Source organism: Ravibacter arvi (assembly GCF_039540405.1).
GTDB lineage: Bacteria > Bacteroidota > Bacteroidia > Cytophagales > Spirosomataceae > Ravibacter > Ravibacter arvi.
In genome coordinates this window covers 72,055-88,021 of sequence record NZ_BAABEY010000002.1, presented here as the reverse complement: position 1 = coordinate 88,021, position 15,967 = coordinate 72,055, and the positions used below count along the sequence as shown (strand labels likewise).

Here is a 15,967-nt window from a genome sequence, read left to right as displayed (position 1 = left end):
ATATAATAAAAGAGCAACCGTAACCGCCGGTATGGCTGACGGGGCCACAACTTAGCAAATAGACATTTAACCCTATTTCATTCCGATGAAAAGCATTGTCAACCTGGGTGTTTTCTTACTTCTTTTACTTACCATTTCGTCCTGCGAGAAGTTCCTGGAGCTCCCTCCCAAAGATGCGATCAGCAACGATGATTACTGGAAATCATCGGCCGACCTGGAGAAATATATTTTACAGTTTTACCCGAAGCTGCCCCGGCACAGCACTGCGGGAACAATGCCGATGGAAGACGCCTCTTCCGATAACCTGATTCTTGCCGTTCCCGACCTTGTGCTGAATGGCGGCCGGACCGTCACCACCGGATCGTGGAGCTCCGACTGGACCAACATCCGGGATATTAACTTTTTCTTCGACAACTACGGCAAGGTGCAGGACCGGCTGGAAAATTACCGTCATTTCCTGGGAGAAGCTCACTTTTTTAAAGCCTGGTTTTATTTCCAGCTGCTTAACCAGTACGGCGACGTTCCCTGGTATACCTCCGCCCTGCTGCCCGGTTCTGAGGAACTGCACATTCCCCGGACACCCCGCAATGTGGTGGCCGATTCGATCCTGGCGCACGTAGACAAGGCTATTGGATACCTCAATCCGAGAAGCGCGGCCGGCAATACCCGGATTAACAAAGAAGCTGCGCTCGCTTTCAAAACCCGCGTGGCACTGTACGAAGGGACCTGGCAGAAATACCACCAGGGCACTCCTTTTGCCACATCAGGGGCACAGCCGGAGAAGTATTTCCAGGCCTGTGTGGACGCGGCCAAACAGCTTATGGACGGTAATTACGTAAGGGGGATCTATAGCACCGGCAACCCTGACGTTGATTACTATACGCTGTTTGGAATGGACAATATGTCCAACATTAACGAAGTCCTCCTGTACAGCGCCTCCAATGCGGCCGAAAATATGGGTAATAACGTGCAGCTTTACACCACGGTGCGCAGCCAGCGGCTGGCCGTTACCTGGAACCTGGTGACGTCCTATCTTGGAAAAACAGGCCTGCCGTATAACTACCTGGCGACGGCAAAAGGCGTCAAGGGCAATGATTTCCTGCGCAAAATAGCGGCAGACTGTGACCCCCGGCTGCATGCCACCGTATGGATACCGGGCGACCTGCGAATAGCAGGCAACAACTCAAGGTTCGATAAGCCGTTTGTGGACCAGGGCGGAGAAAATCTGTGCGCCACCGGTTTCCAGGTGAAAAAATTTTCCAATCCCTACTCGCGCGCAGCGGGAAGCGACCAGTCGGGCGGGTTCAGCGAGACGGGGTATATCATCTTCAGATTTGCAGAAGTACTGCTGAACCTGGCCGAAGCACAATACGAGCTCGACCAAACCGTAGCCTACGATGCATTGAACCTGCTGCGCCGCAGGGCCGGGATGCCGGACTTTAAAGTGTTGCCTCAGTCCGGCGATCCGAATGCTGAATCCTACGGGTACCCGGTAGCCGACGCACTATACGAGATCCGCAGGGAGCGCCGCGTGGAGCTTGCCCTGGAAGGGCGCAGACCGGACGACTACAGGCGGTGGGCCGCACATGAACTATTCAGAGGAAAACGGTTCTACGGGTATCCTTTTCTGAAATCCGAGTTCCCCTCCTACAATCCGCCGCTCCAGGGTGACGGGCTGATCGACTATTTCAGGAGCCAATTGCCGGACGGCTACCGCTTCCGGCCGGAGCGCGATTATCTCGATGATATCCCCCAGCTGGAAAGAACGCTGAACCCGAACCTTTCACAAAATCCGGGCTGGTAATGAAACGAACCAATCAATTCAAATTTGCCTTGCTCCTGTTTTTTCTTCCGGCGCTTGCCATTGCGCAGAAGAAGAGTAAGCCGAATGTGCTTTTCATTATCTCCGATGACCTGACCACCACCGCGATCTCGGGTTATGAAAACCAGGCCTGCCGTACCCCGAATATCGACCGGCTTATCGCAGAGGGTACCCGGTTTACAAGGGCTTATTGCCAGTTCCCGGTGTGCGGGCCTTCCCGCGCCTCGCTCCTGTTCGGCTACTACCCCCATGCGACGGGCACGTTTGGTTATGTGAGCGGAAGGGAAAATGTGGGATCCGACCGGAAATCCTGGCCCCAGTTTTTTAAGGAAAACGGTTATTACACAGCCCGCGTAGGTAAAATTTTCCATATGGGGTCGCAGGACTTTATTGACGGCACTGATGGCGCCGACGACAAAAGCTCATGGACCGAGACTTTTAACAGCGCAGCACCGGAATGGCAGACACCCGGCAAAGCCGAATTGGTACAAAACAATCCGTATGGAACTATCGAGCGGGAAAGAGGAAACCTGCTCCAGATTGTACAGGCCGAAGGCAGCGACCTGGAGATGGTCGACGGGCAGTCTGCCAAAAAGGCCGTGGAGCTGATCGGTAAGCACAAAGACAGGCCGTTTTTCCTGGCGGTTGGCTTTTTCAGGCCCCACGTACCGTTTGTCGCCCCCAAAAGGTACTTCGACGCCTATCCACACGAGCAGATGGTATTGCCCCCGCAGGTCATAAACGACTGGGACGACATCCCTCAACAGGGAATCAATTATGTGACCAGTGTGAACGGGCAAATGACGGAAGAGCAGGAAAAAAAAGCCGTTGCCGCCTATTATGCCTCCACTTCCTTCCTGGACGACCAGCTCGGAAAAGTACTCCAGGCGCTCCGCGACCAGGGCCTGGAGGACAATACCATTGTAATCTTTACGTCTGATCACGGTTTTCACCTGGGCGAGCACCGGTTCTGGATGAAGGTCAGCCTGAAGGAGGAATCTTCGCGGGTACCATTGGTTATCAAAGTCCCCGGAAAAAAACCGGCTGTCTGCCACTCGCTTACAGAGCTGCTCGACCTTTACCCCACCGTTGCCGGTCTTGCCGGTTTAAGTCCTTCGCCTCACCTGCAGGGTAAAAACCTGGCAGTGTTATTCGATGATCCCGAAAAGGAAGTGCGTCCTTACGCTTTCTCAGTTTCGGCCACTAACCATAAATTTTCGTTCCTGATCCGTTCTGAAAAATGGGCCTACATCCAGTACGGCGAAGACGGTGCCGGGGGAATTGAGCTGTTTGATATGGAGTACGACAGCAAGCAATTCAATAACCTCGCCCTGAATCCGCAGTATAAATCAACGGTAGCGCGCTTCAAAGAAGAGTTGAAACGCAAGCTTGACGAGGTTCGGACCAATGACCTCGGGATTACTTACCAGGGAAAATAAATTCAACTCTGTCCCAAAACCCGGCTTTTTATGAAAAAAAGATTGCTCCTGATCCTCTCCGCATTTTTCCCCACCTGCCTGCCAGGCCTGTCTCAGGGTGGAGCAACAGAGAAGAAGCCCAATGTGATCCTGATCATGGCAGACGATCTCGGCTATGAAATGCTGGGCTGCTACGGGAACCAGGCCAACCTCACCCCCAACCTCGACCGCCTCTCGGCTTCGGGGATGAAGTTTGAAAGGTGCTATTCCACCCCGCTGTGCACACCTTCCCGCGTGCAACTGATGACGGGCAAGTATAACCACCGCAACTACACAGGTTTCGGGTTGCTGGACCCCAAGGAAACGACATTCGGGCATATGATGCGCCGCCAGGGCTACAAGACCGGTATTACCGGGAAATGGCAGCTCTATGGAAACGAACGTCAGCGACAGCTGGCCGGCGGGAAAACCGGGACATTGCCTGCCGATGCGGGATTTGATGAATTCTGCCTCTGGCAGGTGGACACACTGGGTTCCCGCTATAAAACCCCTACCGTTTATACAGACAACGGTAATTCTGTAACGCTCGAAGGGAAATACGGCCCCGATGTGTTCAACGAGTTCGCCCTTTCGTTTATCGATAAGCATCGGAACGAGCCTTTTTTCCTGTATTATCCCATGTGCCTTACCCATGCACCATTCGAAGCTACGCCGTTTTCCAGCGATTTTTCCCAAAGTACGCGGGAAGATCCGAAATATTTTGACGACATGGTCCGGTATATGGATCACCTGATAGGAAATGTCGTCAAGCGGCTTACCGAATTGCGCCTGCTTGAAAATACGATGATCGTTTTTATAGGTGACAACGGTACCGACAAAACCATCACGTTTGAAATCAACGGGAGGAAACGAAAGGGAGAAAAAGGTACCACAACGGACGGTGGCATTCATGCGCCAATGCTCGTCAGCTGGAAAGGCCGCGTTACTGCCGGGACTACGTCCGGCTCGCTGATAGATTTCACCGATTTTGTCCCTACTTTGCTCCAGGTATCAGGCGCCCGGGCCGACGCCTACTCCGGGCTGGACGGAGTCAGCTTCTACCCTTTGCTGTTGGGCGAACGGTCAAAGGAGAGGAAATGGGTTTTCTGCCATTATGCACCCAACTGGGGGAATTATCAGCCGAAAACTTTTGCGCTGGATACCCGGTGGAAAGTTTATTCAACAGGCGAGGTATTTGATCTCGGCGCCGACCCCGACGAAAAAAAACCGTTATCGCCGGAACAGCTTTCCAGGACCGACAAAAAGGACGTTGGAAGGCTTCGGCAGGTAATAAAAAGAATGTACCAATAGAGATCAGACATTGGCTTTAAAAAAGGGACCGGTCTTACAGAGCCGCCAAAAACAGGCTGAACGTTACCCGGAGAAGGTCTTGACGCTGGAAAAAATATTCAGTTCAAAAAGTAAGGAACTTTCTAACAGCAAATAAATGAGCAGATTGAAATTCGTTTTATTGATAGCTTTCCTGCCTGCATTCGCGCTCGCACAAAAGAAAAGCAAGCCCAACGTACTTTTCATCATTTCCGATGACCTGACCGCCACCGCGGTCTCAGGTTACGAAAACCAGGCGTGCCAAACTCCCAATATAGACCGGCTTGCCGCGGAAGGTACCCGGTTTACCCGGGCCTATTGCCAGTTTCCCGTTTGCGGCCCCTCGAGGGCTTCGCTCCTGTTCGGTTACTATCCGCATGCAACCGAAACCTTCGGCTATGTCAGTGGAAGAGATAAAATGGGACCGGGCAGGAAGTCCTGGCCGCAGCTCTTTAAAGAAAACGGTTATTATACCGCGCGGGTCAGCAAGATTTTCCATATGGGGATACCCACCCACATTGAAAGCGGCGGTGATGGTACGGACGACCCGGACTCCTGGAACGAGACCTTCAACAGCCAGGCAGCAGAGTGGCAAACGCCCGGCAAGGCCGAACTTGTACAGAACAACCCATACGGTACAATCGAACGAAAAGGAGGGAATGTGATGACGATTGTGCAGGCCGATGGCGATGACCTGGTCCATGCTGACGGAAAAACCGCTCAGAAGGCGGTTGAGCTGATCAAAAAACACAAAAGCGAGCCTTTTTTCCTGGCCGTGGGCTTCGTGAGGCCACACGTGCCTTTTGTCGCCCCGAAAGCCTATTTTGAACCGTATCCGTACAACCGCGTTGTTCTGCCCCCGCAAGTGGTCAATGACTGGGACGACATCCCGGAACAGGGAATCAATTACGTAACCAGCCTGAACGCGCAAATGTCTGAGGAACAGGAGAAAAAAGCCATTGCCGGGTATTACGCGTCGGTTTCTTTCATGGATGCCCAGGTTGGCAAGGTGCTCCGGGCACTAAAGGACGAAGGCCTGGAGGACAATACGATCGTGATATTTACATCCGACCATGGCTTTCACCTGGGCGAACACCGGTTCTGGATGAAGGTAAGCCTCAAAGAAGAATCCGCCAGAGTACCGCTTATTATTAAAGCTCCCGGGAAGAAACCGGCAGTATGCCATTCTTTCGCTGAGCTCCTGGACCTGTACCCTACCGTGGCGGCACTGGCGGGCCTCAACACCTCACCGCACCTGCAGGGGAAAAACCTCGCGGAACTCCTGGATCGGCCTGAAAAGCAGGTACGTCCCTATGCCTTTTCCGTTTCGGGCAGAAAAGACAAACAATACTTCCTGCTCCGGTCAGAAAAATGGGCCTTCATCCAGTACGGGGAAGACGGTTCCGGCGGTATGGAATTGTTCGACATGGAGCACGACGTCAAACAGTTTAATAACCTGGCAATGAATCCACGGTACCAGTCGACAGTCGATCAGTTCAGAGAGGAATTAAAACGTAAATTGAAAGAGGTGCGGACCAATGACCTGGGTATCAGCTATAAGTAATGCGATCTGACAGGTGGTTACCACATGTGGACAGTTTTTTGTCCTTCCGGCACGACCAGGCTCCAAGGACATCGTACACCCTTTAGTTAATAATCACCTCATCGACGAACACCCAGCCTTTCTCTCCTTTTTTGGGATGCCAGGCCGGAAGTTTTCCAACCGGTTTGGCGATGACTCTGATACAACCCAGCAACCTGGGTTCAAAGCCTGCTTCCAACAGGAAATCCTCGTTCCCGGGTACCATCTTTTTTGGCATGGCGGGCCTTATCACCTTCAGAAGCGCCAATGAGTCGGGGTTAGCGCCCCCCCACACTTCGAGACGGGCCGGCGGAAAAATAAAACGGTTCAGGTTTTGCAGCATACTGAGCGTTACGCTGCTGACTTTCACCGGTTTCCTGAAGAAGAGATCCGATTGAAAGTCTGTATCCCGGTACCCTAGCCAGTCGCCGCTGTTGGGTAGTGTAATGCTCCTGATGCCATCCGAGAGGGTTTTGCCGCCTTTCCCTTTAAACTTCGCATCAGGCGGTGAAATAAGGTGAACGCTGTCCGCACGGTAATTTGCCTTGATAAAAAACCGCTCGACGGGCGCGCTCCCGAGCCATCCCGCACGGAATGCCCGCGCTACCAGTTTCGTATTTTGAGAAATGGCAATAGGGCCGCTGTATACGGCGGATACGGCACTATCGGGAACGGTACCGTCAAGGTTATAACGGATTTCCGCGCCTGGAATCCGGTGGCTTAAGCGTATCCTGGTGCCGCCGGTAAGAATTTGTTCCTGGTTTTCAACAGTAGGCGCATTCAGCGCAATTACTACGGTATCGCTGCGAAAGCCGGATTCGTAGCGGATCTTTTTGCTCTTCTTCAAATGAGCGAACTCATCTGCCGACAGCGGGGTACTCCACAGGTAAACGTCACGAAGGGAGGGTATTTCCTCCAGCGTTTTCAGGTGCGTTGCCGTGACAGCCGTACCGCTGAGCGCGAGTTCCTTCAGGAAAGGCAGCTTTTTTAGCTCTGAAAGCGTATTGCCCTTTATATCCGTAAAATTCAGCAGCAGTTTCCTGAGCCGGGAGAAGCGGGCAATCGTCTTCAAATCCTCGTCTCCTACCGGCATTTTGCTCAGGTCCATCGATATAACCTGGTCCCCGACCGGCAGCAAGTCGCTGATATCGCTGTTTTTGAAAGCAGCCCGGTTATAAAAATTGACAACCAGGGCGGGAGATTCCGGGGCCAGCGGCTTCACGATCCGGTAATTGGTGTTGAGCGCTGCAACTCTTGAAGCGTCTGCCGCTTTGAACGCATACATATCCTCAGCAGAACCCGTTCGGAGAACCGCCTGCGCATAACTGTACAGCGGGCTCTCCCGGGGCAATTCGCTTACTTTCCCGTCAAAACCGGAACCGCTTTTTATCCATGCCGTCAAGAGAACCACCTCGTCTTCGGTAAGCTGGGCTTTGCCCCTGGGAGGCATGTGTTTCTTGTCATTTGCAGGCAGGTGCACCCGGCGCAGCAAAAGCCCCAGGTCAGCCTGCGTAGTGTCCCAAGGTATGCCGTTTTCGCCACCCTTTGCCAGAAGTTCGCGGGTATGCATCTGTAGTCCACCTTTTGCTTTATCGGCATTGTGACAGGGGTAGCACTTTTGCTGCAGAACCGGCTGTACAAGATCCCTGTAGACCTGGGCATCCTCAAGCGCCACCCGGGCTTTTTCACCGGCAGCCGGTATCAGAAAATCGTTGCCGTGGGTAAGGTTTCCCCCCAGGTGCCCCGCCGCCATCGTCACCAAAATAAAAACGACCGCTACCGCTTTCGCAGAGAAATTCCACGGGGTGCGCCTTACCGGGATTGCATACCAGGCCAGGCTTCCCAACGACACGCCTATTCCCAGCCATTTGTGAAAAAAAATGGCGTCGGCCTCGTAACCGTCTTCTTGCGACAGAACAAAGCCGGAAAGCGCCGCAACGGCCGCCGTGAGCGTGCCTGTCAGCAGCAGTGTATCCGCCAGCCCGGCGTGCCAGCGGTTAGAGCCGGGTTTTTCGACGACGATCACCCATCCCGCAAATAGCAGCAGCACAACCAGCGGAAAATGGAGCACCAGCGGGTGAAAACGCCCGACCAGGTACATCCAGCCCGGGGTCACCAGGCGATCTTCAAATACAAGAAAAAAGACAAGCAGCCCATTCAGGAAAAATGCCGTATTATAAAGCACTCCCTTCCAATCAGCGAAAAAACGGCGCACGGTCGGCGATTAAAAAGTTATGCAATAATTCCTTTGACCAGCTTACCGCTCACATCGGTCAGGCGGTACCGCCGTCCCTGGTGTTTAAAGGTCAGTTTTTCATGATCAAGGCCCAACTGGTTCAGGATTGTAGCGTGTAAATCATGAACATGTACCGGGTTACTGACAATATTGTAGCCGAAATCGTCAGTTTCGCCATACACCAGGCCGGGCTTGACTCCTCCCCCGGCCATCCAGATCGTAAAGGCCCGCGGATGGTGGTCCCGGCCGTAATTATCCTGTGTAAAAGCTCCCTGGCAATAGTTGGTCCGGCCGAATTCACCGCCCCAGATCACCAGTGTTTCATCCAGCAGCCCTCTTTGTTTCAGATCGGTTACCAGGGCCGCCGATGCCTGGTCAACGTCCAGGCATTGCCCGCGGATTTCTTTGGGCAAAGCCGCGTGCCCGTCCCAACCCTGGTGGTAAAGCTGGACAAACCGGACACCCTGCTCCGAGAGTTTCCGGGCCAGGAGACAATTAGCGGCGTAGGTTCCGGGAACCAGGCAATCCGGGCCGTACATCTTTACGACAGACTCCGGCTCCTTGCTCATGTCGGCTACTTCAGGCACTGCTGTCTGCATCCGGTAGGCCATTTCGTACTGCTGGATCTTGGCCATAATCTCCGGATCCCCGAATTCATCATAGGTCCCCTGGTTGAGGGCGGCGAGTTTATCCAGCATGCGGCGGCGCTCGGCGCGGTCCATACCTTCGGGGTCGCCGAGGTACAGCACCGGGTTTTCTCCGCTGCTGAACTGAACACCCTGGTGAACCGAATCCAGGAACCCATTGGTCCACAGTTTGGAATACACGCCCTGCCCGTTCCCCAGACCTCTGGACAGAAGCACGCAGAAACCGGGCAGGTTCTGGTTTTCGCTCCCCAACCCGTAACTTAACCACGACCCCATACTGGGCCGGTTACCAACCTGAGCCCCGGTTTGAAAAAAAGTCAGCGCCGGGTCATGGTTGATCGCATCGGTATGCATGGATTTAATGATACAAATGTCGTCGACAATACGCGACGTATAGGGAAGCAGTTCACTGATCTCGGCCCCTGATGCGCCGTAACGGGCAAAATTGAATATGGAGCCGGCCAGGGGAAAATTTTTCTGGTTGGCGGTCATCCCCGTAAGGCGCTGGCCGCCTCTGACGGACTCCGGCAAATCCTGTCCGAACATTTTATTCAGCAAAGGCTTGTGGTCGAACAACTCAAACTGGGAAGGCGCACCGTTCTGGAACAGGTAAATCACCCGTTTGGCCTTGGGCGCAAAATGCGGTTGCCCCGGAATCAGGCCGCTTCCGCCTTCATCACCGCCCTTACCGAATATATCGGGCACCAGCAGCGACCCCAGCGCAGCGCTTCCAAGGCCGAGGCTCAACCTGGAGAGAAAATGTCTCCTGGTGCTGTTCATTGCAAAATCAAAAACGGGTTTTTCCATAATATCCTGTTGATTATTTACAACCGGGCCTGTCGTTAGCTTTTGGTAATGGTTTCTTCCATGTTATAAATCGTACTGATGGTACGCATCAGCGCGGCGGCACGACTGACCTCGTAATGTGCCTCGTGCAAGTGGTCGCCCACATTTAATACCGTCTGCGCTTTCTTCCTGTCTTTTGAAAAGGTAGCCAGCTCTGTATGATAATAATCGGTCAGCAATTCTATTTCATTGGCGGTGGGATTGCGACAGACGATGCGCCGGAACAATTCGGTAATCTGCTTGTCGAGTGGGATCGTTCGCGTGCTCATGCGCTCGGCCAGTACCCGTGAAGCCTCTAGCACCGTTGGGTCGTTGAGCATTACAAGTGCCTGGAGGGGCGTATTGGTTCGCTGCCGCTTCACTTCACAATGATCCCTGTTGCTGGCGTCGAAGATGATCATGGCCGGTGGTGGAAGCGTCAGCTTGATAAAGGTGTACAACCCTCTGCGGTAGAGCAAACCGTCGGTATCCTGGACATACCGGGCGAGGCTCCCGCGGTTGGCCGTAGTCGCTTCCCAGATTCCCTTCGGCTGGTAGGGCTTCACACTCGGCCCTCCTATCTCCGGATTCAACAGACCACTGGTAGACAAAACAATATCCCTGATCAGCTCCGCCGGTACGCGGGTGCGCACACCTCGCGACAGGTAAATATTCTCCGGGTCTTTTTCCTGTTTCTCCCGGGTGGTTTTGGACGATTGCCTGTAAGTTGCCGATACAACCAGCTGTTTAACCAGCCTCTTGATGTTCCAGCCATGGTTCATAAAATCAACTGCAAGCCAGTCGAGGAGTGCGGGATGGCTTGGGAGATCGCCCTGCATGCCAAAATCGCCGGTACTTTTCACCAGACCCTGTCCGAAAATTTCCTGCCATACCTGGTTCACAAATACGCGGGCCGTCAGCGGGTTTTCCTTTGCCACCGTCCATTGGGCCAGGCCCAACCGGTTTTTAGGATATTTCAAAGAATCGAACTTCATCACCGCCGGAAGCGCGCCGGCTGTCACCACTTTGCCCAAAGCATCGTATACGCCCCGGTTCAGGACATGGGTAGCGGGCGGCGTCTCGCTTTCCCCCATGACCGATACCACAATCTGGCTGGTATCAGGGGCGTTAATGAACGAAAACAGGTTTTTAACTTCCGTATTGGAAATGGTGAGGACAGGTGTTTTGGCCGGACCGCTCCCCGCGCTCCCGTCGAAACCCTTCTCCCTGGAGCTGTTGAAAAATGCAAACAGCCGGTAGTAATCCTCCTGGGAAACCGGGTCGTACTTATGGTCATGACATTGCGCGCATTCGACGGTCAGACCCAACAGCCCGGATGTAAAAGTCCTGGTTTTGTCGAGGTGATACTCCACCCGGTATTCTTCGGGAATAACCCCGTCTTCTTCCGTGATTTTGTGGTTTCTCAGGAAGGCCGTTGCCAGGATGTGCTCCTTATTTGCGTCAGGCAGCAGATCACCCGCCAGCTGCCAGGTGACAAAACGATCGTAAGGCATGTTACTGTTGAAGGCATGGATCACCCAGTCCCGCCAGGCCCATTGTGTCCTGGCATCATCATTCTGGTACCCGTACGAATCCGCAAACCTGGCTACGTCCAGCCAGTGAAGTGCCATCCGCTCTCCATAGGCTTTCTGCGACATGAGTTCGTCAACCACTTTTTCGTACGCATTTTCGGAATCGTCGTCCAGGAACTTTTGCTGCAGCTCGAGTGACGGCGCAAGGCCGGTGAGGTCAATCGATAACCTTTTAAGCAGCTGCGCCCTGTCGGCCTCCTCATTGGGCGAAAGCCCCAACCCTTCCATCTCTGACAATGTGAACCGGTCGATCTCGTTTTTAATCCAGTCAGGGTTGTCTACTTCCGGGAGCGGTTGCTGGACGGGTACCGTGAAAGCCCAGTGCGGCTCATACTTTGCCCCCTGGGTAATCCACTTTTTCAACACCAGGATTTCATCCTCATTCAAAGTACTCAGGTGCGACTCCGGGGTCGGCATTACATAACCGGGATCCGCGGAGGTGATCCTCCGATACACTTCCGACGCCTCGGGGTCTCCGGGGACAATGGCAAAACCCTTTCCGTCTTTCAGCTTTGCATAGGCACTCTCGGCCATATCGAGCCGGAGACCGGCCTCCCGTTTGTTCGCATCGGGACCGTGGCAGGCAAAACATTTATCGGATAGTATCGGCCTGACTTCGTAATTGTAGGACACCTCGCCGCTCCCCGTCCGTGCACCGGTAATCTTTTTTTTTAAAATAACCATAATAAGGCCACCCAGCATCAAGGCCAGAAGTGCATAGGTTAAGTTTCGTCGCATAACTATCAATCTGTCTGTTTATGATGCCTTTGTTGTCCCCGGGTTACCGACACCAAGCAAACACCTCAGTAATATGCAAATTTATACAGACACTATTATACTTTTTTATAACTAGTTGAATGGTGGTGATAGAAACTCCTGCACTTATATCTCCCCGGCAGCTCCGTTGAGCCCGTTTTTTCTTAAAACAAGCCGATACGATTTTCAAACGTTTGCATATTTTTTCAAACGTTTGCACCTGGCGTTGAATATATTCTGTTATTTATAAATATAGTCCCATTTGTAAATTTACCTGATCAACAAACTTTATCAGAAAGCATAGGTGTACAATACTCCCGACCCGTTTTGCATGGAAGTCTGCCAGGGCGATTGCCCGGCGGCTTCAGACCTATACCGGGCAAGTCCGGTTGGCCATGGCGCTGTATGACCGCTGAAGACCGGCGTTCAAACCGCCCTGAGAATATATTTCCACTCTTGTTGTCCTTGTCCCGAGCCGGGGTAGCCGGTCGGTTTCGCCAATATTTTAAAATCAAATACACAAGTTTTCCGGTTCATTTCTCATCAAACCTTCGTTCCAAATGAAAAAAACGATTCCTTATTTTTTATCACCGCACCGCAGCGTCACCGCATGGCTCGTGGCCCTGTATATGGTGGTCGGCGCCCCGGCACCCGGCATCAACTCAGGCGGTGGGGCCTTGTCGGCAGCGTTTGCTGCGACCGGCCCGAAGAGGAACGCCGAAAAAGAAATCAGCGGCCAGGTTCGCGACGAAAAAGGGGAAAGCCTGCCCGGAGTAAACGTTGTGATTAAGGGAACCCAGCGGGGCACCACAACGGATGCGCAGGGACATTTCACCCTGACCGTAGAGGAAGGCGCTTCCCTTGTGTTTTCTTTCGTAGGATACCTCACCCAGGAAATCATCCCGGGAAACCGGTCGTCCCTGACGGTAACGCTGCAGTCGGATAACAAATCACTGGATGAAGTGGTGGTGATCGGATACGGCACCGCCAAAAAAGGCGATCTGTCTGCCGCAGTTTCCACAGTACCGGACATGGCCCAAATAAAAAACAGGCCGGTGCTGAACGTTGAAAATATGATCCAGGGAAAAGTGCCCGGCGTTACAGCCGTCAGCAGCGGGGGGCACCCGACCAGCAGTCCCAAGGTAACCATCCGGGGAATGGGCTCGCGAAGCGGTGAAAGTGTGCTGTACGTAGTAGACGGTGTACCGGGAGCTCCTTTTAACCCGGCGGATATCGAATCGATCACCGTACTGAAAGATGCCGCATCGGCAGCGATTTACGGTGCATTTTCCGGATCTGCCGGGGTAATCCTGATCACAACCCGCCAGGCCGCCCAGGGTAAGCCCAGCATAGAGTACAGCGGCTTTGCCGGTATAAAGCAGGCCTGGAGGCTACCGCAGTCGCTGCGCGCCGAAGATGAAGCGAAGGTATCGAACCTGGCCTATACCAATGCGGGCCTGCCCACACTCGACGGGTGGGACGCAACCAAAAATCCCTATGCGCAGGTCACGCGTACCGACTGGGTCGACGAGATATTCCGCACCGGCGTAGTGCAGCGCCATAACGTGAGTATCAATTCGGGAACGGAGAAGTTTTCGACACTTGTGCAGGCGCGTTACGAAAAGGACGAAGGCACCCTGCTGAACACTTACAACCAGAACCTTTCGCTCCGACTCAACGCGAACTACCAGTTCAATAAAAAAGTACGTTTCAAGCAGGATGTGTTCTGGAACAACAACGACAAGCGGGGAACCGAAACCTCAAGCGGGTATAGTGGCACCGTACTATCGGCAATTTATATGCCCCGGTCGGCCACTGCCTACTATGAAGACGGGTCGTTCGGCGGGGTTGGGCCCCGCGATTCACAGTACCTGGGGATACACGGCGACGCGATCAACCCGGTAGGAACCCTGCTCCGGAACCAGCCTTTCAACAAGTCCTCGCAGCTTCAGTCCATTTCGGAACTTACCATTTCCGACCTGGTCCCGGACCTTACATTTGTGTCGCGTTACTCCTACCGGCAATCCAACTGGCAATACAGGGGCTTTACCCCGAGAAGGACCGAGCCCGGAAAACCCAACAACTCCAACATGCTGGCCGACTCAACTGACAAGGGGTATCACTGGATTTGGGAAAATACACTGAGCTACAACAAAACACTGGGCAAAAACAGTCTCGGCCTTATGTTGTCCACGACGGCACAGGAAAACGGCGGACATGGCTTTAACACCGGCGCGCGCGGGTTTGAAAACGAAGCCGAATGGGCGCAATACTTTGTAAACGCTACTATTTTTGACCAGGACCGTCCGGCTGACTACAATTGGAAAGACAGGAACGCGTCCTACGTCGGAAGGTTGTCCTACAGTTGGGCGAACCGTTATTTCGTTACCGCCAGCTACCGGTTCGACATCGCCGGGCGTCTCGCCGAGGGATACCGCGGTAAAGGATTCCCGGGGGTAACGGGCGCCTGGAAAATCAGCTCTGAACCGTTTTTCCAGAATCGCATGGTTGACCTGCTGAAGCTTCGCGCAAGCTGGGGGCGCATCGGGAATATCGGCTCCATCGGTACCTACTATGGCTACCCGCGCCTGAGTTCGAACCATACCTACCAGATCGGCAACGGTGCGCCGCTGTCCAACTCGTTTTATGTAAACAGCCGTTTCAACCCGGAACTGTCTTGGGAAACCTCCGAGCAGACCGACTTCGGTTTGGACGTGAGCCTGCTGAAAGAAAGACTCTCACTGACGGTAGACTATTTTAATAAGAAGACCTACGACCTTATCAAACAGCAGGATACCGGTTGGCCGAATACGCAGGGCTACGGCGCTCCGCTTATCAACCAGGGCCGTATCCGCAATTCCGGTTGGGAGGTGGCAGCTTCCTGGCGGGAAACCAAAAAAGAATTCACCTACGAAATCGGCGGAAACCTGGCGACACTGAAAAACAGCGTTGACTACATCGACGGCAACCCGAACTCTTTCTGGTCGTTCGGCGATTCCTGGAGGGGCATCCTGAATCCATACCGTTCGGTAGTAGGACAACCTTACTATTCGTACTGGCTCATCAAAAGCGACGGTATTTTCCAGACCGACCAGGCCGCGGCAGAATATGTCAGCGCGGGCGGAACCCGTATTCAGCCCAATGCAAAAGCCGGAGACCTGAAGTTTATTGACGAAAACCAGGACGGGAAGATTGACGACGGCGACCGCGTATTTATGGGCAGCGCATTCCCGAAGCTCACGTACGGGATCACCGGCAACGTCACCTGGAGAAATTTTGACCTGAGCATCTTCTTCCAGGGAGTAGGCGGTGTAAAACTGTTCCATGCATTTAAGCAGTCAACCCTGAACGGCGCCGAGCAAGGGTACAACCGCTGGGATAAAATCCTGGACGCCTGGTCCCCGCAGAATACTGGTTCCGATATCCCGATGATCCGCGCCAACGATCCCAACCGGAACTTCGCAACCAACTCCGACTGGTACCTGGAAAGCGGGAACTACGTACGTCTGAAAAACCTGGCCATTGGCTACACGTTCAGGCAGATCAAAGGCATCGACAATTTCCGGGTGTACCTCAGCGGCGACAACCTCCTGACCTTTACGAAGTACTCCGGGATGGACCCTGAAGTAGGCGGCATTGGTCTGGATGGCGGACAGTTCCCGATATCGCGGGTTTACTCACTTGGTCTCAGGTTAAAATTCTGATCCGAAAAATTAAGAAT

At 53.5% G+C, this 15,967-nt stretch carries 8 protein-coding genes; 5 read left to right on the top strand and 3 right to left on the bottom strand.

Translation table 11 applies throughout. From position 1 onward, the window contains the following. Window positions 1-85 precede the first annotated feature (85 nt). From ABD852_RS01960 to ABD852_RS01945, 4 genes are all read left to right on the top strand, one after another. The gene (locus tag ABD852_RS01960; protein WP_345026321.1) at window positions 86-1,804 is read left to right on the top strand and encodes a RagB/SusD family nutrient uptake outer membrane protein; all 1,719 of its coding nucleotides are present in this window, start codon (window positions 86-88) and stop codon (window positions 1,802-1,804) included. Next, on the top strand, window positions 1,804-3,261 hold the full coding sequence (locus ABD852_RS01955) for a sulfatase (protein WP_345026320.1): 1,458 nt from the start codon (window positions 1,804-1,806) through the stop codon (window positions 3,259-3,261). Before ABD852_RS01960 ends, ABD852_RS01955 begins: the two co-directional genes overlap by 1 nt. 30 nt (window positions 3,262-3,291) lie before the next feature. Further along, window positions 3,292-4,590, top strand: a complete 1,299-nt coding sequence (locus ABD852_RS01950) for a sulfatase family protein (RefSeq protein WP_345026319.1) — start codon at window positions 3,292-3,294, stop codon at window positions 4,588-4,590. Between the two features lie 136 nt (window positions 4,591-4,726). Continuing rightward, window positions 4,727-6,172, top strand: a complete 1,446-nt coding sequence (locus tag ABD852_RS01945; protein ID WP_345026318.1) for a sulfatase — start codon at window positions 4,727-4,729, stop codon at window positions 6,170-6,172. Window positions 6,173-6,254: 82 nt separating this feature from the next. Here the strand turns inward: ABD852_RS01945 and ABD852_RS01940 are convergent, their stop codons facing one another. From ABD852_RS01940 to ABD852_RS01930, 3 genes are read right to left on the bottom strand one after another with little or no spacing between them, the layout of a single operon-like run. Next, window positions 6,255-8,405 carry an FN3 associated domain-containing protein gene (locus ABD852_RS01940; RefSeq protein ID WP_345026317.1) on the bottom strand — a complete coding sequence of 717 codons (2,151 nt, stop codon included), beginning with the start codon at window positions 8,403-8,405 and terminating at the stop codon, window positions 6,255-6,257. Window positions 8,406-8,422: 17 nt separating this feature from the next. Further along, complete coding sequence (locus ABD852_RS01935) at window positions 8,423-9,880, bottom strand: DUF1501 domain-containing protein (protein ID WP_345026316.1); 1,458 nt, start codon at window positions 9,878-9,880, stop codon at window positions 8,423-8,425. A 35-nt stretch (window positions 9,881-9,915) separates the two neighbouring features. Further along, window positions 9,916-12,228, bottom strand: a complete 2,313-nt coding sequence (locus ABD852_RS01930; protein ID WP_425568745.1) for a PSD1 and planctomycete cytochrome C domain-containing protein — start codon at window positions 12,226-12,228, stop codon at window positions 9,916-9,918. A gap of 578 nt (window positions 12,229-12,806) precedes the next feature. Here ABD852_RS01930 and ABD852_RS01925 point away from each other — a divergent pair. Further along, entirely contained in the window at window positions 12,807-15,950 is a 3,144-nt protein-coding gene (locus ABD852_RS01925) for a SusC/RagA family TonB-linked outer membrane protein (protein ID WP_345026315.1), read from the top strand. The last annotated feature ends 17 nt before the right edge of the window (window positions 15,951-15,967 follow it).